General features: G+C 61.5%; 14 protein-coding genes. 4 read left to right on the top strand and 10 right to left on the bottom strand.

Going from position 1 to position 19,767, the window contains the following annotated elements; all coding sequences use genetic code 11:
- Positions 1 to 110 precede the first annotated feature (110 nt).
- Both cysS and E4O97_RS24095 read right to left on the bottom strand, forming a co-directional pair.
- Positions 111 to 1,499: a cysteine--tRNA ligase gene (cysS, locus tag E4O97_RS24100; RefSeq protein WP_078821682.1), complete on the bottom strand. Its 1,389-nt coding sequence runs from the start codon at positions 1,497 to 1,499 to the stop codon at positions 111 to 113.
- Positions 1,500 to 1,518: 19 nt separating this feature from the next.
- Positions 1,519 to 3,219, bottom strand: coding sequence for a glutamine--tRNA ligase/YqeY domain fusion protein (locus E4O97_RS24095; RefSeq protein WP_005789177.1), 1,701 nt, complete (start codon positions 3,217 to 3,219; stop codon positions 1,519 to 1,521).
- A 261-nt stretch (positions 3,220 to 3,480) separates the two neighbouring features.
- On the opposite strand from E4O97_RS24095, the gene E4O97_RS24090 reads away from it, so the two are divergent.
- Together E4O97_RS24090 and lpxH are read left to right on the top strand one after the other, a co-directional pair.
- A complete protein-coding gene (locus tag E4O97_RS24090; protein ID WP_005789179.1) occupies positions 3,481 to 3,984 on the top strand; it encodes a peptidylprolyl isomerase in 504 nt (167 codons plus the stop codon).
- Positions 3,981 to 4,730, top strand: coding sequence for a UDP-2,3-diacylglucosamine diphosphatase (gene lpxH, locus E4O97_RS24085; protein ID WP_078821683.1), 750 nt, complete (start codon positions 3,981 to 3,983; stop codon positions 4,728 to 4,730). The genes E4O97_RS24090 and lpxH overlap by 4 nt, the downstream gene beginning before the upstream one ends.
- Before the next feature lie 133 nt (positions 4,731 to 4,863).
- Here lpxH and E4O97_RS24080 read toward each other — a convergent pair whose 3' ends face one another.
- The 7 genes from E4O97_RS24080 to E4O97_RS24050 all read right to left on the bottom strand — a co-directional run bounded on the left by E4O97_RS24080 (position 4,864) and on the right by E4O97_RS24050 (position 15,847).
- On the bottom strand, positions 4,864 to 6,393 hold the full coding sequence (locus tag E4O97_RS24080; RefSeq protein WP_032880582.1) for a DHA2 family efflux MFS transporter permease subunit: 1,530 nt from the start codon (positions 6,391 to 6,393) through the stop codon (positions 4,864 to 4,866).
- Positions 6,393 to 7,592, bottom strand: coding sequence for an HlyD family efflux transporter periplasmic adaptor subunit (locus E4O97_RS24075; protein WP_032880580.1), 1,200 nt, complete (start codon positions 7,590 to 7,592; stop codon positions 6,393 to 6,395). Before E4O97_RS24075 ends, E4O97_RS24080 begins: the two co-directional genes overlap by 1 nt.
- A gap of 15 nt (positions 7,593 to 7,607) precedes the next feature.
- Positions 7,608 to 9,059 carry an efflux transporter outer membrane subunit gene (locus tag E4O97_RS24070; RefSeq protein WP_078821685.1) on the bottom strand — a complete coding sequence of 484 codons (1,452 nt, stop codon included), beginning with the start codon at positions 9,057 to 9,059 and terminating at the stop codon, positions 7,608 to 7,610.
- Entirely contained in the window at positions 9,056 to 9,529 is a 474-nt protein-coding gene (locus tag E4O97_RS24065) for a MarR family transcriptional regulator (protein WP_005789189.1), read from the bottom strand. Before E4O97_RS24065 ends, E4O97_RS24070 begins: the two co-directional genes overlap by 4 nt.
- Positions 9,530 to 9,718: 189 nt before the next feature.
- On the bottom strand, positions 9,719 to 13,405 hold the full coding sequence (locus E4O97_RS24060; protein ID WP_248162446.1) for a translocation/assembly module TamB domain-containing protein: 3,687 nt from the start codon (positions 13,403 to 13,405) through the stop codon (positions 9,719 to 9,721).
- On the bottom strand, positions 13,405 to 15,132 hold the full coding sequence (locus tag E4O97_RS24055; RefSeq protein ID WP_078821687.1) for an autotransporter assembly complex family protein: 1,728 nt from the start codon (positions 15,130 to 15,132) through the stop codon (positions 13,405 to 13,407). The genes E4O97_RS24060 and E4O97_RS24055 overlap by 1 nt, the downstream gene beginning before the upstream one ends.
- Before the next feature lie 64 nt (positions 15,133 to 15,196).
- A complete protein-coding gene (locus E4O97_RS24050; RefSeq protein WP_005789194.1) occupies positions 15,197 to 15,847 on the bottom strand; it encodes a GNAT family N-acetyltransferase in 651 nt (216 codons plus the stop codon).
- A 168-nt stretch (positions 15,848 to 16,015) separates the two neighbouring features.
- Between E4O97_RS24050 and xthA the strand changes: the two genes are divergently transcribed.
- Together xthA and E4O97_RS24040 are read left to right on the top strand one after the other, a co-directional pair.
- A complete protein-coding gene (gene xthA, locus E4O97_RS24045) occupies positions 16,016 to 16,828 on the top strand; it encodes an exodeoxyribonuclease III (RefSeq protein WP_032880573.1) in 813 nt (270 codons plus the stop codon).
- A gap of 153 nt (positions 16,829 to 16,981) precedes the next feature.
- Positions 16,982 to 18,313, top strand: a complete 1,332-nt coding sequence (locus tag E4O97_RS24040) for a phosphate ABC transporter substrate-binding/OmpA family protein (protein ID WP_248162444.1) — start codon at positions 16,982 to 16,984, stop codon at positions 18,311 to 18,313.
- Positions 18,314 to 18,433: 120 nt separating this feature from the next.
- Here E4O97_RS24040 and E4O97_RS24035 read toward each other — a convergent pair whose 3' ends face one another.
- Positions 18,434 to 19,663 (bottom strand): acyl-CoA dehydrogenase, encoded by a 1,230-nt coding sequence (locus E4O97_RS24035; protein ID WP_005789200.1) that lies wholly within the window; start codon positions 19,661 to 19,663, stop codon positions 18,434 to 18,436.
- Positions 19,664 to 19,767: the final 104 nt, after the last annotated feature.

The following is a 19,767-nucleotide window of genomic DNA, read 5'->3' as shown; positions in this document are numbered from 1 at the left end:
GTGAGCACGGTCAAAAGTGGGAGGGGGCTTGCTCCCGATGGCAGTGGGCCAGTTGCAGACGAGCTGACTGACCTACCGCCATCGGGAGCAAGCCCCCTCCCACATCTGGATCAGGCCTGATCAGCCAACCGCCACGTCGTCCCACCCTTCCCGTCTTCCAACACCACACCCATCGCGGTCAGTTGGTCACGGATACGGTCGGATTCCGCCCAGTCCTTGTTAGCCCGAGCAGCCAGACGCGCCTGAATCAACGCATCCACCTGCGCCGCATCCACACGCCCTTCAGCGCCGGCCTGCAGGAAGTCATCGGCTTCCATCTGCAACACACCCAGTACGCTGGCCAGTTCTTTGAGGCGCGCCGCCAGGCCCGCTGCCGCGTCGAGATCAGTCTCACGCAAGCGGTTGATCTCACGCACCATCTCGAACAGCACCGCGCAGGCTTCCGGCGTGCCGAAGTCGTCGTTCATGACTTCGGTAAAGCGTGCCACGAACGTTTCGCCACCAGCAGGTGCCACCGCTGGCAAGCCTTTCAACGCGTGGTAGAAACGCTCCAGGGCGCCCTTGGCGTCCTTGAGGTTGTCTTCCGAGTAGTTGATGGCGCTGCGGTAGTGGCTGGACACCAGCAGGTAACGCACCACTTCCGGGTGGTACTTTTCCAGCACGTCGCGGATGGTGAAGAAGTTGTTCAAGGACTTGGACATCTTCTCGCCATTGATGCGGATCATGCCGCAGTGCATCCAGGCGTTGGCGTAGGTCTTGCCAGTGGCGGCTTCGCTCTGGGCGATTTCGTTTTCGTGGTGCGGGAACTCCAGGTCGCTGCCGCCGCCATGAATATCGAAGGTCTCGCCCAGGCAGCAGGTGGACATTACCGAGCATTCGATGTGCCAGCCCGGACGCCCAGGGCCCCACGGCGATTCCCAGCTTGGCTCGCCGGGCTTGGTACCTTTCCACAGTACGAAGTCGAGCGGGTCCTGCTTGGCTTCGTCGACTTCGATGCGCGCGCCGATGCGCAGGTCTTCGATCTTCTTGCGCGACAGCTTGCCGTAGCCCATGAACTTGGCGACGCGGTAGTACACGTCACCATTGCCTGGGGCGTAGGCGTAACCCTTGTCGATCAGGGTCTGGATCATCGCGTGCATGCCAGGGATGTGGTCCGTGGCACGCGGTTCCATGTCCGGCTTGAGGATGTTGAGGCGCGCCTCGTCCTCGTGCATGGCAGCGATCATGCGCTCGGTCAGCGCGTCGAACGACTCGCCGTTTTCGTTGGCGCGGTTGATGATCTTGTCGTCGATGTCGGTGATGTTGCGCACATAGGTCAAGTCATAGCCGCTGAAACGCAGCCAGCGGGTCACCAGGTCGAAGGCAACCATGCTGCGGCCGTGGCCGATGTGGCAGTAGTCGTACACGGTCATGCCGCACACGTACATGCGCACCTTGTTGCCATCCAGCGGCTTGAAGACTTCTTTGGTCTTGCTGAGTGTGTTGTAGATCGTTAGCACGACAGTTCCTTAAACAGAATCACTGGCCCCACGAATCTCGCAAGGTCACGGTACGGTTGAATACCGGAGCACCAGGTTTGGAGTCCTTGATATCTGCGCAGAAGTAACCTTCGCGCTCGAACTGGAAACGGTCTTCCGGCTGTGCGTCGCCAAGCGATGGCTCGGCACGACAACCAGTGAGCACTTGCAGGGAGTCAGGGTTGATGTTGTCGAGGAAACTCGCGCTGTCTTCGGCCTTCTCGGGGTTCGGCGAGCGGAACAGGCGATCGTACAGGCGCACTTCGCATTCGATGCTGGCAGCGGCCGGCACCCAGTGGACCACACCCTTGACCTTGCGGCCTTCAGGGTTCTTGCCCAGGGTGTCCGGGTCGTAGGAGCAACGCAGCTCGACGATGTTGCCGTCAGCGTCCTTGATCGCTTCGTCCGCACGGATCACGTAGCTGCCGCGCAGGCGCACTTCGCCGTTCGGCTCCAGGCGCTTGTAGCCCTTGGGCGGCTCTTCCATGAAGTCGTCACGGTCGATGTAGATTTCGCGGGCGAACGGCAATTTGCGCACGCCCAGCTCTTCTTTCTGTGGGTGACGCGGCAGTTCGAGGTTCTCGACCTGGCCTTCCGGGTAGTTGGTGATCACCACCTTCAACGGCCGCAGCACGCACATGGCGCGGGGGGCGTTGGCGTCGAGGTCCTGGCGGATGCTGAATTCCAGCATCCCGAAGTCGACCACACCGTCGGAACGGTTGGTGCCGACCATGTCGCAGAAGTTGCGGATCGACGCCGGGGTGTAGCCACGGCGACGGAAGCCCGACAGCGTGGACATGCGCGGGTCATCCCAGCCATGTACGTGCTTTTCATCCACCAGTTGCTTGAGCTTGCGCTTGCTGGTGATGGTGTAGTTCAGGTTCAGGCGGCTGAATTCGTACTGACGCGGGTGCGCCGGTACCGGCAGGCTGTCCAGGAACCACTCGTACAGCGGGCGATGGCTTTCGAACTCCAGGGTGCAGATGGAGTGGGTGATGCCTTCGATGGCGTCCGACTGGCCGTGGGTGAAGTCGTAGTTGGGGTAGATGCACCACTTGTCACCGGTCTGGTGGTGATGGGCATGGCGGATGCGGTACATGATCGGGTCGCGCAGGTTCATGTTCGGCGAGGCCATGTCGATCTTGGCGCGCAGCACGCGGGCGCCGTCCGGGAATTCTCCGGCGCGCATACGGTTGAACCAATCCAGGTTCTCTTCCACCGAACGGTCGCGGAACGGGCTGTTCTTGCCCGGTTCGGTCAGCGTGCCACGGTATTCCTTGGCCTGCTCCGGGGTCAGGTCGTCCACATAGGCCTTGCCGGCCTTGATCAGCTCGACGGCCCAGTCGAACAACTGGTCGAAATACTTGGAGGCATAGCGCACTTCACCGGACCATTCGAAGCCCAGCCACTTGATGTCGCTTTCGATGGCGTCGATGTATTCCTGGTCTTCCTTGGCCGGGTTGGTGTCGTCGAAACGCAGGTGCGTGACGCCACCGAACTCCTGGGCCAGGCCGAAGTTCACACAGATCGACTTGGCGTGACCGATGTGCAGGTAGCCGTTGGGCTCTGGCGGGAAGCGGGTGACGATCTGCGTATGCTTGCCCGAATCCAGGTCCGCCTGGATGATCGGGCGCAGGAAATTGACCGGGACGGCAGGTCCGGCCTTGGCATTCGAGGTAGGGTCGACAGTGGGCTTGCTCATAGGATCCTTGAACAGACAGGTTCGTGGCCGGGTCAGGCCAGATAAAACAAAGGGCTTATCATAGCCGAAGCTGTCAACCACCTGACAGAGCGCGGTCGAAAACTGCTGCTTAAATTGCTGCTTTAATGACAGGCGCGGTAAAAAACCACCTCGAAATTCCTGCAAGGCACGCTAAACTGCGCGTCTTGGCCCAAGCCTGGCCAAACCGGTCGTGGCGCCCAGGCGCCCAAACCCACGAATTCCCTGAAAAGAGTAGTGAACATGACTCAAGTCAAACTGACCACCAACCACGGTGACATCGTCATCGAGCTGAACGCCGACAAGGCGCCGATCACCGTCGCCAACTTCATCGAATACGTGAAAGCCGGCCACTACGAAAACACCGTGTTCCACCGTGTCATCGGCAACTTCATGATCCAGGGCGGCGGTTTCGAGCCTGGCATGAAAGAAAAGAAAGACAAGCGCCCAAGCATCCAGAACGAAGCGGACAACGGCCTTTCCAACGACAAGTACACCGTCGCCATGGCCCGTACCATGGAGCCGCATTCGGCCTCCGCGCAGTTCTTCATCAACGTCGCCGACAACGCCTTCCTCAACCACAGCGGCAAGAACGTGCAGGGTTGGGGCTACGCGGTGTTCGGTAAAGTCACCGAAGGCCAGGACGTTGTCGACAAGATCAAAGGCGTGTCCACCACCTCCAAGGCCGGTCACCAGGACGTTCCAGCCGAAGACGTGATCGTCGAGAAAGCCGAGATCGTTGGGTGATATTACTGATTTCAGATTTGCATCTGGAAGAGGAGCGCCCGGACATCACCCGGGCGTTTCTGGATCTGCTCCACGGCCGCGCCCGTGGCGCCCAGGCGTTGTACATTCTGGGGGACTTCTTCGAAGCCTGGATTGGCGATGATGGCATGACCGCCTTCCAGCGTTCCATCTGTGCGGCGTTGCGTGAACTGAGCGACAGCGGCACCCCGATTTTCATCATGCATGGCAACCGCGATTTCCTGATCGGCAAGGCGTTCTGCAAAGCGGCAGGCGCCACCTTGCTCAAGGACCCGAGTGTCGTGCAATTGTATGGCGAGCCTGTGCTGCTGATGCACGGCGACAGCCTCTGCACCCGCGACCTTGGCTATATGAAGCTGCGGCGCATCCTGCGTAACCCGATTGTGTTGTTTATCCTGCGCCATCTGCCCCTGGGCACGCGCCACAAACTGGCACGCAAACTACGTAGCGAAAGCTCTGCCCAAGTGCGCATGAAGGCCAACGACATTGTCGATGTCACGCCTGAAGAAGTGCCGCGAGTAATGCAGCAGTTCGGCGTGCGCACCCTGGTCCACGGCCATACGCACCGCCCTGCGATCCATAAGTTGCAGATCGGCGACCAGGCGGCCAAGCGCATTGTGCTGGGGGACTGGGACAAGCAAGGATGGGCGCTGCAGGTGGATGAGCAAGGCTTTCAACTGGCGGCGTTTGATTTCGTCAACCCGCAGTTGGCGTTGCCTGGCGCCTAAACCTATGACACAACACCGATCAACCTGTGGGAGCTGGCTTGCCTGCGATAGCATCACCTCGGTGCATCTGATACACCGAGGTGTCGGCATCGCAGGCAAGCCAGCTCCCACAGGGACCGCGCTGACCTTATGATCAGTGCCCCGCAGCCGCCGGCCCTGCCTTTGCGGTAAATGGCGGCTTGGCCAGCCACACCAGCAACATCAACCCCATGAACATCCACCCCAGCAACGTGAAGTAATCCACGGTGGACATCATGTACGCCTGGCTGGTGAGAATCTGGTCCAGCTGCGTGTACGCCTTCTGCCCTGCCCCGCCCAGCGCCTGCAAGGCATCACGGGTGGCCGAGTCGTAGGTGGTCATGTTCTCGCTCATGTAGGCATGGTGCTGGTCCGCCCGGCGAATCCAGATCCAGGTGGTCAGCGACGCCGCAAAACTGCCGCCCAAGGTGCGCAGGAACGTCGCCAGCCCTGCGCCGTCGGCAATCTGGTGCGGCGGCAGGTCGGACATCAGGATGCTCAAGGTCGGCATGAAGAACAGCGCCACGCCGATACCCATGAACAGCTGCACCATGGCGATATGGGTAAAGTCCACTTCGTTGGTGAAACCGGCGCGCATAAAGCAGCTCAGGCCAATCGCCAGGAACGCCAGGCCTGCCAGCAAGCGCAGGTCGAACTTGTGCGCGTACTTGCCTACGAACGGCGACATCAGCACCGGCAGGATACCGATCGGTGCCACCGCCAGCCCGGCCCAGGTGGCGGTGTAGCCCATCTGGGTCTGCAGCCACTGCGGCAGGATCAGGTTGATGCCGAAAAAGCCCGCATACCCCAGGATCAACACGATGGTGCCGATACGGAAATTACGGTGTGCGAACAGCCGCAGGTTGACCACCGGGTGCTTGTCGGTCATTTCCCAGATGACGAACACCGCCAGGGCGATCACCGAAATGGCCGCACCAATGATGATGAAATTGGATTCGAACCAGTCCAGGTCATTGCCCTTGTCGAGGATGATCTGCAAGGCGCCGACCCCGACGATCAGGCTCAACAAACCAACGTAATCCATCGGCTGGTAGCTGGTAACCACCGGACGCTTCTTCAATTGCGAGCGCACCACCATCACCGCGAAGATACCGATGGGCACGTTGATGAAAAAGATCCACGGCCAGCTGTAGCTGTCAGTGATCCAGCCGCCAAGGATAGGGCCTGCAATCGGTGCCACCACCGTGACCATTGCCAGTAACGCCAGGGCCATCCCGCGCCTGGCGGGTGGGTAGACCGCGATCAACAGCGTCTGCGTCATCGGGTACAACGGCCCGGCGACCAAACCTTGCAGCACCCGAAAGCCGATCAACTCGGGCATCGAGGTGGAAATCCCGCACAGGAACGAAGCCAGCACAAACAGGATGGTCGCCCACAGAAACAGCTTCACCTCGCCAAAGCGCCGGCTCAACCAGCCGGTGAGCGGCAACGCGATGGCGTTGCTCACCGCAAACGAGGTGATCACCCAGGTGCCCTGCTCCGAACTCACGCCCAGGTTGCCGGAAATGGTCGGCAACGCCACGTTGGCGATGGTGGTGTCGAGCACCTGCATAAAGGTCGCCAGCGACAGGCCAATAGTGGCCATCAACAGGCTGGGTGGCGTGAACGAGGCGTTATTGCTCATCAGCGTTGCGCAGCCTTGGGAGCGGCGACGCTGTTGTCATGAATCAACTGATTGATCATGGCATCCGCTTCGGCCAATTGACGGTCATACACGCTGGTGGTGAACGAGGCCTTTTGCGGCGCCTGTTGCGCCAGCACCGGGCCGCTCTGGTCGTGCAGGTCTACGTTGACCACGGTGCTCAAGCCCACCCGCAGCGGGTGCTTGGCCAACTCTTCAGCGTTGATATGGATGCGCACCGGTACCCGCTGCACGATCTTGATCCAGTTGCCGGTGGCGTTCTGTGCGGGCAGCAAGGCGAACGCGCTGCCGGTGCCGGCGCCGAGGCTGTCGACGGTGCCGCTGTACTTCACGTCGCTGCCGTAGATGTCCGACTCGATATCCACCGGCTGGCCGATGCGCATATCCCGCAGTTGGGTTTCCTTGAAGTTGGCGTCAATCCACAGCTGGTCCAGCGGAATCACGGCCATCAGCGCGGTGCCCGGTTGAACACGCTGGCCCAGTTGTACGGTGCGCTTGGCTACATAGCCGGTGACCGGCGCAATCAGGGTGCTGCGCGCATTGGTCAGGTAGGCCTGACGCAGTTGTGCAGCGGCGGCTTGCACGTCGGGGTGGGACGAAATCACCGTGTCATCCACCAGGGCATTGGTGGTTTTGAGTTGTTGCTCAAGGTTGGTCAAGGCGTTCTTGGCCGCGGTCAGGCTGTCGCGAGCGTGGGACAGTTCTTCCTGGGAGATCGCGCCGCCCTGGGCCAGGGTCTTACGCCGGTTGTAGTTGTCCTGGGCCGTTTGCACATCGGCCTTCTGCGCATTGACCTGGGCTTTCATGCCGTCGACATTGCTGTACAAGCCGCGCACCTGGCGCACAGTGCGGGCCAGGTTGGCCTGGGCACTTTGCAGGCCGACGGCAGCATCGTTGGGGTCGAAATTGATCAGCACCTGGCCTTCATGCACCAGGTCGCCATCGTCGGCGCCGATGCTGACCACGGTGCCGGTGACCAGTGGGGTGATTTCCACCACGTTGCCGTTCACGTAGGCATCATCGGTGCTCTCGTTGAAGCGCCCGTAGAACTCATACCAGGCCCACACGCCTACCACACCGAGGATGACGATCAGCGCCAGGCCGATGAGCATGACTTTGCGTTTGCGTGGGTTGTTGTCTTTGGGTTGTTCAGTTGCGTTGTTACTGTCGGCAGTGGCCATGACAAATACCTCAAATTATTCCGTGCGTGTGGCGGGGGTGGTCGCGGCCACGTTGCTGGCGTTGTATCCGCCACCCAGGGCCTGCATCAGTTGAATCGACAGATCGATCTGCGCCGCCTTCAGGGTCGCCAGCTGACGCTGGGCCTGCAGCAGTTGCTGCTCGATGCTGAGCACATCCAGGTAGTTACCGATGCCTGAGCTGTAGCGTTGCACCCCGGTGTCGTAGGACTGCTGGGCGATGTCAGCGGCATGTTGCTGGGCCTGGATCTGGCGGCCGGTGTCGCGCAGCTGCGAAAGGCTGTTGCCGATATCACCCAGGGCTTGCACCAGGGTTTTGTTGTACTGGGCCACGGCCAGGTCGTAGTCGGCGTCGCGGGCGTCAAGGTCGGCGCGCAGGCGGCCGCCATCAAAAATCGGCAGCGAAATCGTCGGCGCAATATTGAAGAAACGGCTGGCCGAACCGAACATCGCATCGCCCAGCAACGACTCGGCGCCTGCGCTCGCGCTCAGGTTGAGGTTGGGGTAGAAGCGGGTTTTGCTGGCGTCGATGTTCTTGCTCGCCGCCTCCACTCGCCAGCGTGCGGCGACCAGGTCCGGGCGACGACCGAGCAGCTCGGCAGGCAACACCGCGGGCACCGCGACGGCGCTGGGTTTGAGCACCGCCGGGCGGGCCAACTCGCCACCCCGGTCCGGGCCTTTGCCGAGCAATACGGCGAGGGCGATCTTGGCGCTTTGCAGTTGTTTTTCCGCGTCGATCAGTTGCGACTGGGAGCTGGCTTCCAGGCTCTCGGTCTGCTGGTATTGGTATTCACTGTCGATGCCGGAACTCAGGCGGCGCTTGCTCAGGTCGAGCATCTGGCGGGTGCGCTTGAGGTCATCGACAGCCAGGTCACGCACGATATGCGCCTGGCCCAGGTCGCTGTAGGCTTTGGCCACGTTGGCCGCCAGGGTCAGGCGCGCGGCCTGCTGGTCGACTTCGGCGGCGCGGGCCTGGCCCAACGCGGCTTCCCAGGCTGCGCGCTGGCCGCCCCAGAGGTCGAAGTTGTAGTTGAAGCTGGCGCCGATGTTGCGCACCGTCGAATAGGCATCGCCCTGACCACGCGGGTCCTGGTCCTTGGCCAAGCGAGAGCGGCTTACACCGGCGCTGGCATCCACGGTCGGCATACGGGCGGCGTTGGCGGCATAGGCGGCGGCTTCGGCCTGGTGGGCACGGGCGTCGGCGACTTGCATGTCGGGGCTGTTTTGCAGGGCTTCCTGGATCAGGCCGTCAAGCTGTGGGTCGCCTAGGCTTTTCCACCAGTCGGCGGCCGGCCAGGCGGCGCTCGACAGCGTTACGCCACTGAGGGATTTGCCGGTTTGCAGAGTGTTGGCGTCGAGGCGCTTGCCCTGGGTGTCGAGGCCGCTGTAATTGGCGCAACCGGCCAACGTCATCGCCGCCAGCACCAGGCTGAGTGCGCGTGTGTTCATGATCTACCTACCCGCTGGATCGTGATGGGGTCACCCGCAGCGATCAGTATCTTCTTCAGGATCCGCTCCAGGGTTTCCAGCTCGCCCGGTTCAAGCGCGCCGGCCAGCTGGTTGAGGGCCTGGGCGCCGATGTGCGGGAGCATGTCCGCCAGGCGCTGGCCCTCGGCAGTCAGCACCAACTGCACCTGGCGTCGGTCCAGCTCGGAGCGCTTGCGGCTGAGCAGGTCTTTTTGCTCCAGCCGGTCGAGCATCCGCGTCATCGAACCGCTGTCCAGGGACAGGTTGCGGCACAGCTCGGCCGGGGTGTCGACGCCGAACTGGGCCATGATGATCAACACCTTGAACTGCGCGGCGGTGATGCCGTGGGGTTCCATATGGGTGTCGATGATGCGGTCCTTGAGAATCGCGGCGCGGCCCAGCAACAGGCCGAGGTGGCAGTTGTGGAAGTTATCGGGGGTGAAGTGAGGCATCGAAAGTCACCTTATTACTGCCTAGGCAGTGAATGTGTGACGAGATGTTACTGCTTAGGCAGCGAATGTCAAATGGAATAATTAGGTTGCTTGGTAGTTGACCGAAGGCTGGAGTGAAATGAAAACCAATGTGGGAGGAGCAAGTCGAATCGTCGCACCGCCCCTCCCACATTTTTTACCGCGTACCGATCAGAAATCGCGTTTGTAAAAGATATCCAGGGAACTGGCTACGCCCGTAGCGACTTCCAGGTACACCTTCTTGCTCAGCAGGTAGCGCAACGCAATGGTGTTAGCCGGTTCAAACACCCCGACCCCATAACGCAGGCTGAGTTTCTCGTTGATCTTGCCGCTGGCCACCACCGCGGTGCTGTTACCGGTGCCCTGGGTGTCGAGGTCGAAATCCTGGATACCCAGCTTATTGGCGATATCCGAGGTCACGCCGGCGCTGCCCATCAAGCCCAGGCCCAGGGCGGCTTCGGCGAGCATGTTGTTGTCTTCGCCGGTGTTGGTGCGCGAACGGCCCAGCACCAGGTACGACAGCGCATCTTCCTGGGCCATGGCCGGCTCGGAGAAAATCTGCGTGGCCGGCTGTTCGGCGCTGCCGCTCAGGCGAATACCGGCAGTCACGGTGCGGGACGATTCGACCACTACGCGCACCGCTTCGATATCCAGGAACGGCTGGTCCAGCGGCCCGGCAAACAACAGCCGCGCGCGGCGCACGTTGAGGCGCTGGCCGTAGGCACGGTAACGGCCGTCGTTGAGCCACAGCTCGCCACGGGTATCCATGTTGTCGCCAATATGCACATGGCCCTGGACCTTGGCGGTGAGGCCGAAGCCGGCGAAGTTGAGCTGGTCTTCACCCACCTCCACGTCGATATCCATGGCCATGGCCATTGGCGCTTTGCCCTCTTCGGTCTGGCTGCCGATGATCACCGTGTCGTCAGAGACCTTGACCGTCGAAGGCGGCAGCTCGCGCACGGTGATATCGCCACGGGGGATATGCACTTTGCCGGCAATCGCCAGTTTGTCGTCCTTGAGGCTGATCTTCAGGTCGGGTGCCACTTCCAGCTTGGCATAGGGTTCTACGGTGACCGGCAGTTGCGAGCCCTTGAGGCTGAGGTCGACCACCAGGGCGCGGCCCCAGTCGATCTGGCCCGTGAGGCTACCCTGCCCGGCCTTGCCGCTACGCCAGCCACCGTTGAGCTGCACGCTTTCGCCGGCGATCTGCGCCTGCAGGTTCAAGCCCTCAAGGCTGATGGGCAACTCGGGCCCGGAGACTTCACCGTCCACCAGGTTCAGGTTGCCGTTGACCAGCGGCGCGAGCAAACCGCCCGAGATGCGGCCACTGCCGTTGAGCTTGCCGGTGAGCTTTTCCACCATCGGCACAAACGGCCGCGCCACGGCGAGATCCAGGCCGGTGAGGCTGAAATTGCCGGTGATCGGCTTATTGTTCGGCAGCGGATTTATCTGCGCCTGCAACAACAACTCGCCAAGCTTGCCGCCACGAAAATTCAGCTGGGTGTCGATACGCTTGGGGTTGAGGGTGGTTTCCAGCTTCAGGGTGTCGTAGGGGAAATCCAGCCACTGGCCCTTGTCACGCACGCGCAAGGTGCCGCCGCTGGCATCTACCGCCACTACGCCCTTGGGTCCGCTTTCGGGCAAATCGAGCTGTACGTCAGCATTAAGCTTGCCCTGCCAGGCGAAGTCTTTGGGCAAAAATGCCGCAAGGCTGTCGATGGGGAATTGCTTGAGGTGGTAACGCAGCTTCGGTTCGGGCATCAGGCGCTGGTCTTCGCCACACAGGCTGGCGGGCCCGGAGACCCAGCAGTGCGCACCGAAGGTCAGCTTGCCATCGGCCAGGCGCTCGATTTTCGCCGGGGCTTGCAGCCGCCAGTCCTGGCCGCCGGCTTGTACATCACCGCTGGCCAGGCGCCCGCGCCAGTTGTTTTTATCAAGGTTGCCATCCAATGCCAGGGCCAGCTTGACCAGGGGGCCGGCCAGGTCCAGTTGGACCTTTTGGTTCTTGATATCGCCCTGGGCGCTGGCGGTCAGGTTGCCGACCTGGGTTTCGCCGGCGTAGATGCCGCTGGCCTTCAGGTCGAGCTTGGCGCGTTGGGCGCTATCGAGGCTGGCGTCGAGGTTGAGGGTTTGCAGGCGATTGTCAGCAAATGCCAATTGCTGGCCCTTGAGGTCGAGCTTGCCTTGCGGCGCCTTCAAAGTGCCGGCCACATCGACACGCCCATTGATTTGCCCGCGCAGTTGCGGCCAAAGCTGGGCCAGGCGCGTCAGCTTGATGTCGATCTGCCCGGCCAAGCGTTGTTGCAGGCTGCCACTGCCGTTGATGCGGTTGTCACCCAGGCGGATGTCCAGGTTGGCGAGGGTCCATTGTTCGCCTGCACCTTCGGCCTTGGCCGCCAGCACAGCGGTTTGCCCGCGCAGGCGGCCCTTGAGATCGAGGTCGGCGTTGAGCTTGAGTTGTTCATTTTTGAACTCGCCTTTGCTGCGCAGCGGTCCGGCCAGGGTGCCAGGTAACTCGGCCACCCAGTACGCCGGGTTCAGTGCCGACAGGTCCAGCGCGGTGTCCCAGGCAATACCGTCGGCAAATTGCAGGTTCAGGTGGCCTTCGGCCTTGCCCTGACCGGCCGTCAGTTTCAACTCGGGCAGGAAGACTTGCTTGAGGTCGCCACTGAAGGGGGTGACCACATTGAACTTACCCGCCGGGCCGTCGAGGTCGGCCTTGAGGTTGCCCAGGTAATTGCCGTCCTTATAGGAGATTTCACCATTGAAGGTACGCAATGCCACTTGCGGCTCGTCGATGACGGGATAGAGGCGATGCCAGGGGAAGTCCAGCCAGTCGATTTTGGCGTCAGCACTGAAGCCTTGTTGCCAGTCCAGGTTGGCACTGAGCTTGAGGCTTTGCTGGTCACCGGCATTCAGGTCCAGCCCGGCGATCTGCGCGCCCTTGGCGTCGACCTTGCCTTGCAGGAGTAAATCCACCGGGCCTTTTTCCGCTGGCAGCACGGCCTTGCCCAGCAACTGGTAGCCATCTTTCAGGTTGCCCTTGGCGCTCAAGTCCAACTGGTTGAGTTGCAAGGTGTCAGGCAGGTCGGCGCTGGGTTTGAACGCCTCGGAGGTGATGTGCAACTGCGCCGGCAGGTTTTCGGCCAGGGGTTGCAGCTCGCCTTTGAGCTTGGCCGGCAGGTAGCCGCTGCTGTCGGCGTCGAGCTTGAGGGTCTTGAGCAGGTCGCCGTCGAGCTTGAGCGCGACGCTCCAGGGTGCACCGCCTGGGGCGTAGGGCAGGCTCAGGTTGCCGGTGGCATTCAGCGGCCAATCGCCGGTAGGTTGCAGCAGGCCGGCAAGGTCGAGCACCAGGTCATCGCGCTGCAAATGTACCGAGTCAATCTGCATACCAGCGGTGGTCCAGTGCGCCGCCAGTTGCAGGCCCTTGAGTTCTTCGCTGCCGTTGAACAGCAGGCTACCGATGCGAACGTCGCCCAGTTGGATGGCAACCGGCAGTTTCAGGTCGGGGAGTTGAATCGGCCCGCTGCTGCTCTCTTCGGCACTGGGGGCAAATTCCAGGCTGACCTGTTCCACGTCCAGTCGGTTGATACACAGGGTCATGCGCAACAGACAGCCGGGCGACCAGTCAAACGTCGGCGCATTCAGCTCGACGCGGCTGCCGTCCTGCTGCCACAGCAGATGATCGGCACTCCACTGCCCGCCCAGGCGGCCCTGGTAATTCTCCACGCTCAAACCTGGCACCTGGCCCAAGGCCCAGCGACTGCCCGCCTGGGTGCCAAGCACTGACCACAGCGCCAACAACAGCAACACGAGGATGGCGACCAGCACCAGCCCCGCTATCTTCAAACCACGCATCACAGCTCAGGCCCCATGGAAAAGTGCAAGCGAACGCCGCCCGGATCTTCGAGGGCATGGGCCAGGTCGAGGCGGATCGGCCCCACCGGCGACACCCAGCGCACGCCGACGCCGACGCCGGTTTTCAGGCTCGGCAGGTCCAGGTTGTTGAACGAGTTACCCTGGTCGATGAAGGTCGCGATCCGCCATTTATCGGTGATGGAGTATTGATACTCGGCACTCAAGGCCACCATGTAGCGACCACCGATACGGTCGCCGCGGTCGTTCTCCGGCGACAGGGTCTGGTACTCGTAGCCGCGCACGCTCTGGTCGCCACCGGCAAAGAAGCGCAACGACGGCGGCACGGATTTGTAGCCGTTGGTGGCACTGCCGCCAAATTGTGCGCGCCCCAGAAAACGGTGGTTGTCCCACAAGGTGGTCAGGCCCTTGATCGTGGCCGTGCCGTAAAGCAGGTTGGTGTCAGACCCCAGGCCCTCTTTGGCGACCTTGGTGTCGAACATCAGGCGATAGCCATGGTGCGGGTCGATACGGTTGTCGCTGCGCAGGTAGGAATAACTCACCCCCGGCATCAACAGGTTACTCAGCCCCGAGTCATTGCCCAGGCGGTATTCCTCACGCTGGTACTTGAGGGAAATCACCCGCGTCCAGCCGCTGGGCAACTTGCTGTGCCATTCGGGACCGACGGTGAGCAGCTTGCTCAAGGTGTCGGTGTTGGCGATCTCTTCATTCTGATAGCCACCGGCAAAACGCAATTTGTCGGTGAGCGGCGGGTCCAGCGGGATGTCATACCACAGGCCGACGTTCTGCCGCGGTGCCGACAATTCGGCTTCCCAACCGTAGCTGTGGCCCTGGGGGTTGACCCAATGCCGCGTCCAGTTGGCTTTGCCCCGTGGGCCGACGTCGGTGGAGTAACCCAGGCCGAGGCCCATGGTGCGGGGCTTGCGGGTTTCCAATTGTACAGCGACCGGGATCACGTCATCAGTCGCGGCGGTGGGGCTGGCGTCCACGCGCACGCCTTCGAAGAAGCCGCTGGCTTGCAGGTTCTGGTTGAGTTCGGCGACCAGCTCGGAGTCGTACGGCGTGCCACTGTCAAAGGGCACCATGCGTTGCAACAGTTCTTCATCAAACGGCGTGTCGCCGCTGAAGCTGACCTTGCCCATGCTGTAGCGCGGGCCGCTGTCGTAAATGAGTTCGATGTCGGCCACGCCCGCTTGAGGATCAACCGCGAGCTTCTGGCTAGTGAAGCGCCCGCTGAAAAAGCCGTAGCGTGACGCCTGGTTCTGGATCAGGCGCTTGGCGTCTTCGTAATGACCGTGATTGAGCACGGCACCGGGCTTGAGGTCGTCGCTGGCGGGTACGCGAAAGGCCTTGAGGCTCGCGGCCTGGCCATCGACCCGAATGGTCACGTCGCGCAAATGCACCGGTTCGCCGGGGTCGATGGTGAGGGTCAGGCGCGGATTCTTGCCGCCCTTCACCTCGCTGGCGATCTGTGGCTGATAGAAGCCCAGTGCCTGCGCGGCTTTGCGCGCCTGCTCCTCGGCGCCACGGCTGAACCGCAGCAAGGCTTCTTCGTCACGATCGCCAACCCCGCCGATATAGCCTTCGATGTTGGCTTTCAGCGCGTCGTTTGAGGGTTTGATCCGCACGTCCAGTTCACTTTGCGCCAATGCGCCGCAGCTTGTGAACAGCAGAATCAAGCCGCTGGTAAATCTTCCTGGATACTTCATAGGCGCGGATGCTACACGAGCTAGGGAGGGACTTTGAACTCGGATTTGTCTGAATAATTCTGTCCTAAGACGTTGCAGGATGTAACGCCTGGGGATTGGGATGGAAAAACACATGCTCCAGCACCGGCCCTACGGCGACTTCACCGATCTCCTCATAGCCTTGGCGCTTGTAGAAATCCAGGTAACGGGAGTTGCCGGTGTCGAGCACCACGCCTGAGGAGTGCGGATCGTCGGCGCACCAGTTGTGCACGGCTTCAAGCAGTTGCTCACCATGATGCTGGCCCTGGAACTGCGGGTGAATACCCAGCAACGGCAGCACATGCACGGCCTCGCTGGGCAGGCACGCCAGGACTGCCTGATGGTATTCCAGGTAACGCCGGGTACCGCGCACGCCGGTGCTCAGCCACATGCGGATCTGCCAGGCCCAGCTCTCGGTGATGCCCAGCCGTCGTTGCGGCGGCGCAATCAGGGCGATACCGATCAGCCGGTCGTTGACGAACAGGCCGATGGCGGGAAGCTTCTGAAAAAAGTGCTGTTTGACCAATTCGCGCACGGTGGCGCGCACCCGTTGTTCATAACCCGGCCGTTCGGCTTCGAAGATATAGGCGAAGGTCGGTTCATGGCGATACGCCTGGTAAAGCAGGGATCGCGCTTCACGGGAATAACCGCTATTGAGCAGGCGGATTTCGGCAGTGGCCGTCGAAGTGTCTGGCATAACAGTCAATCTCCCTGGGCGCCACTCAAACATGGCGTTCTTATGGGTACGAACCTGTGCAGCTCCAGTCGTTCCCAGACATTAGCAGCGCATTCACCCTGCCGCCACGCTGGCCCCCGTCCGACTTGTCGGCTAGCATCGCCCTTTTGCCAGACTGGACTGCCGACCATGAAAATCGTCTCCTTCAATATCAACGGGCTGCGTGCTCGCCCTCATCAGCTGGCGGCGCTGATTGAAAAGCATCAACCTGACGTGATCGGCCTGCAGGAAACCAAGGTTCACGATGATCAGTTCCCGCTGGCCGAAGTGCAGGCTTTGGGTTATCACGTGTACTACCACGGGCAGAAAGGCCACTACGGCGTGGCCCTGCTCTCGCGCCAGCCGGCCTTGAGCCTGCACAAAGGTTTTGCCAGCGATGAAGAAGACGCCCAGCGTCGTTTTATCTGGGGCACCTTCGCCGATGAAAATGGCCACCCGGTGACCATCATGAACGGCTACTTCCCCCAGGGCGAAAGCCGCGACCACCCCACCAAGTTCCCGGCCAAGCAGCGCTTCTATGAAGACTTGCAGCACCTGCTGGAAAGCCAGTTCAGCAATGACCAGGCGCTGGTGGTGATGGGCGACGTGAACATTTCCCCGCAAGACTGCGACATCGGTATCGGCGCCGATAACGCCAAGCGCTGGCTGAAAACCGGCAAGTGCAGCTTCCTGCCGGAGGAGCGCGAGTGGATGGAGCGCCTGAAGAACTGGGGCCTGGTGGACAGCTTCCGCCACCTCAACCCGGACGTGACCGACCGTTTCAGCTGGTTCGACTATCGCAGCCGTGGGTTTGAGGATGAGCCCAAGCGCGGGCTGCGCATTGACGTGATCATGGCGTCCACCGGGCTGGTGCCACGGGTCAAGGATGCCGGGGTGGATTACGATTTGCGTGGCTTGGAGAAGCCGTCGGACCATGCACCGATCTGGTTGGAACTGAGCTGATAGCAAGCCTGGTGAAGATCTAAATGTGGGAGGGGCGGTGCGACGATTCGACTTGCCCCCTCCCACATTTAGCCTTGCGATGCATCAGTCACATTGCTGCAACCCAACTGACTTAATCTCGCGGCACTTCCTTTGGCTTGAGAAGGTGCCGGCATGATGCTGCGCGTTCTGTTCCTGTGTATTGCGATCGCCCTCCCCGCCGTGGCAGCCCCTCTTCCCGTCCCCGGCCAAGGTCCCGCCCTGCGCATCCAGGGCTCCAACACCATTGGCGCGGCACTCGGCCCGGCGTTGGTCATGGGTTTGATGGAGCATCAAGGCTTACGGGATGTGCGCAGCGAACCGGGCGCCGGGGCAAATGAACAGAGCGTGGTCGGCACGACGCACCAAGGCAAGACGGTGACCATCGAAGTCGCGGCCCACGGTTCCAGCACCGGCTTTGCCGCGCTGAAAAATACCCGCGCGGACCTCGCCGCCGCGTCCCGCGCGATCAAGGACGGCGAACTGGTGGACCTTGAACCTCTGGGCGACCTGAAAAGCCCCGATGCCGAACAGGTCATCGCCATTGATGGCCTGGCGATCATTGTTAACCCACGCAACCCACTCAATACTCTTGACACCGAGCAGTTGGCCCAGATCTTCAACGGCGAAGTCAGCACCTGGGAGGCGTTGGGCGGGAGTGGCGGTGCCATTCATTTATATGCCCGTGATGATCAGTCCGGCACCTACGACACCTTCAGGGAGCTGGTGTTGAGCCGACGTCAGCAGCCGCTCGCGCCGTCAGCCAAGCGTTTCGAATCCAGCGAACAACTGTCCGACGCAGTCAGCCAGGACCCCCAGGGTATCGGCTTTATCGGCCTGCCCTATGTGCGTCAGGCTAAAGCAGTGGCGATTGCCGATGGCGCCTCGCAACCGATGTTGCCGCTGACCAGCCTCATCGCCACCGAAGATTACCCGCTGTCGCGACGGCTGTTCTTTTATCTGCCGCCCTCCTCCCGCAATCCGTGGGCCAAGGCGTTGGTGGACTTTACCCAATCCAGTAAAGGCCAGGCGATTGTGGCGGCCAATGGGTTTATCGCCCAGCAGGTGCAGGCGATCGGCGTGACACCTCGCCCGTCAATGCCTGACGACTACCAGGCCATCGCCCGCGACGCTCAGCGCCTGACGGTAAATTTTCGCTTCGAAGAGGGTAGCGCCAGCCTCGACAACAAGGCACGCCAGGATTTGCAGCGGGTGGTGGCCTATATCAAAAGCCACGGCAAGCTGAACAAGCAGGTCACGCTGGTGGGCTTTGGCGATACCAAGAACGATCCGCAACGTGCGGCGTTGCTGTCGAAGTTACGGGCGATGGCGGTGCGCCGCGAGCTGGCAAAGAGCGGCGTGGTGCTCAAGGATATTCGCGGGTTTGGCGCCCAGATGCCGGTGGCGGCGAATACCGCGGACGAAGGTAGGATCAAGAATCGGCGGGTGGAGGTTTGGGTGTACTGAGCCTTGGAGTTTGAGGTGCTTGGACTGGCCTCATCGGGGGCAAGCCCCCTCCCACACTTGGATTTGTGAATACAGTCAAAATGTGGGAGGGGGCTTGCTCCCGATAGAGGTGACGCGGTGTTACTGCCCGCCGCGCATCATCTCCCGCGGCACATACTTGCCAATCTCGAACTTGCCGATCGCCGCGCGGTGCACTTCGTCCGGGCCATCCGCCAGGCGCAGGGTACGTTGCATGGCGTACATATAGGCCAGCGGAAAATCATTGGAAACCCCGGCGCCGCCATGGATCTGGATCGCACGGTCGATCACCTTCAAGGCCACATTCGGCGCCACCACCTTGATCTGGGCGATTTCGCTTTTCGCCACTTTATTGCCCACGGTGTCCATCATGTACGCCGCTTTCAGGGTCAGCAGGCGCGCCATGTCGATTTCCATGCGTGAGTCGGCAATCTTGTCGATATTGCCGCCCAGACGGGCCAGCGGCTTGCCGAACGCGGTGCGGCTCACCGAGCGTTTGCACATCAATTCCAGGGCACGCTCAGCCATGCCGATGGAGCGCATGCAGTGGTGGATACGGCCCGGGCCAAGGCGGCCCTGGGCGATTTCGAAGCCACGACCTTCCCCCAGCAAGACGTTCTCATACGGCACGCGCACGTTGTCGAACAGCACCTCGGCGTGGCCATGGGGGGCATCGTCGTATCCGAACACCGGCAACGGGCGCACGATTTTCACGCCGGGGGTGTCTACCGGCACCAGAATCATCGAGTGCTGCTGATGGCGCGGCGCATCCGGGTTGCTCAAGCCCATGAAGATCAGGATTTTGCAACGCGGGTCACAGGCGCCGGAGGTCCACCATTTCTTGCCGTTGATCACCCACTCATCACCCTGGCGTTCGGCGCGGGCGGCCATGTTGGTGGCATCCGAGGAGGCAACATCGGGCTCGGTCATGGCGAAGGCGGAGCGAATCTCTCCCCGCAACAGTGGTTCAAGCCAGCGTTGTTTCTGCTCTTCGTTGGCGTAGCGCACCAGCACTTCCATATTGCCGGTATCGGGAGCGGAGCAGTTGAACGGCTCCGGGCCCAATAAGGAACGCCCCATGATTTCCGCGAGCGGCGCGTACTCAAGGTTAGTCAAGCCAGCGCCCAGCTCGGATTCCGGCAGGAACAGGTTCCACAAGCCCTCCGCTTTTGCCTTGGCCTTGAGTTCTTCCATGATGGCCGTGGGCTGCCAGCGATCACCTTCGCTGACTTGGCGCTCAAACACCGGCTCGGCCGGATAGACGTATGCGTCCATGAACGCAGTGACGCGCTCACGCAGTTCCTGAACCTTGGGCGAATAGGCGAAATCCATGAGCAGCTCCCTTCTTTGAGAGGTTGTTTAGGTCATGTATTCGATGCTAGAACAGCGCTGATAATTTACCTAGCCTATTCTCGGCGTGTATTAACATTCATCAC

Origin of the sequence: Pseudomonas sp. W15Feb34, from assembly GCF_023127765.1 — a bacterium.
Lineage (GTDB): Bacteria > Pseudomonadota > Gammaproteobacteria > Pseudomonadales > Pseudomonadaceae > Aquipseudomonas > Aquipseudomonas synxantha_A.
Note: the sequence above shows the minus strand (reverse complement) of the source record. Positions and strands in the feature narration are given on the sequence as shown.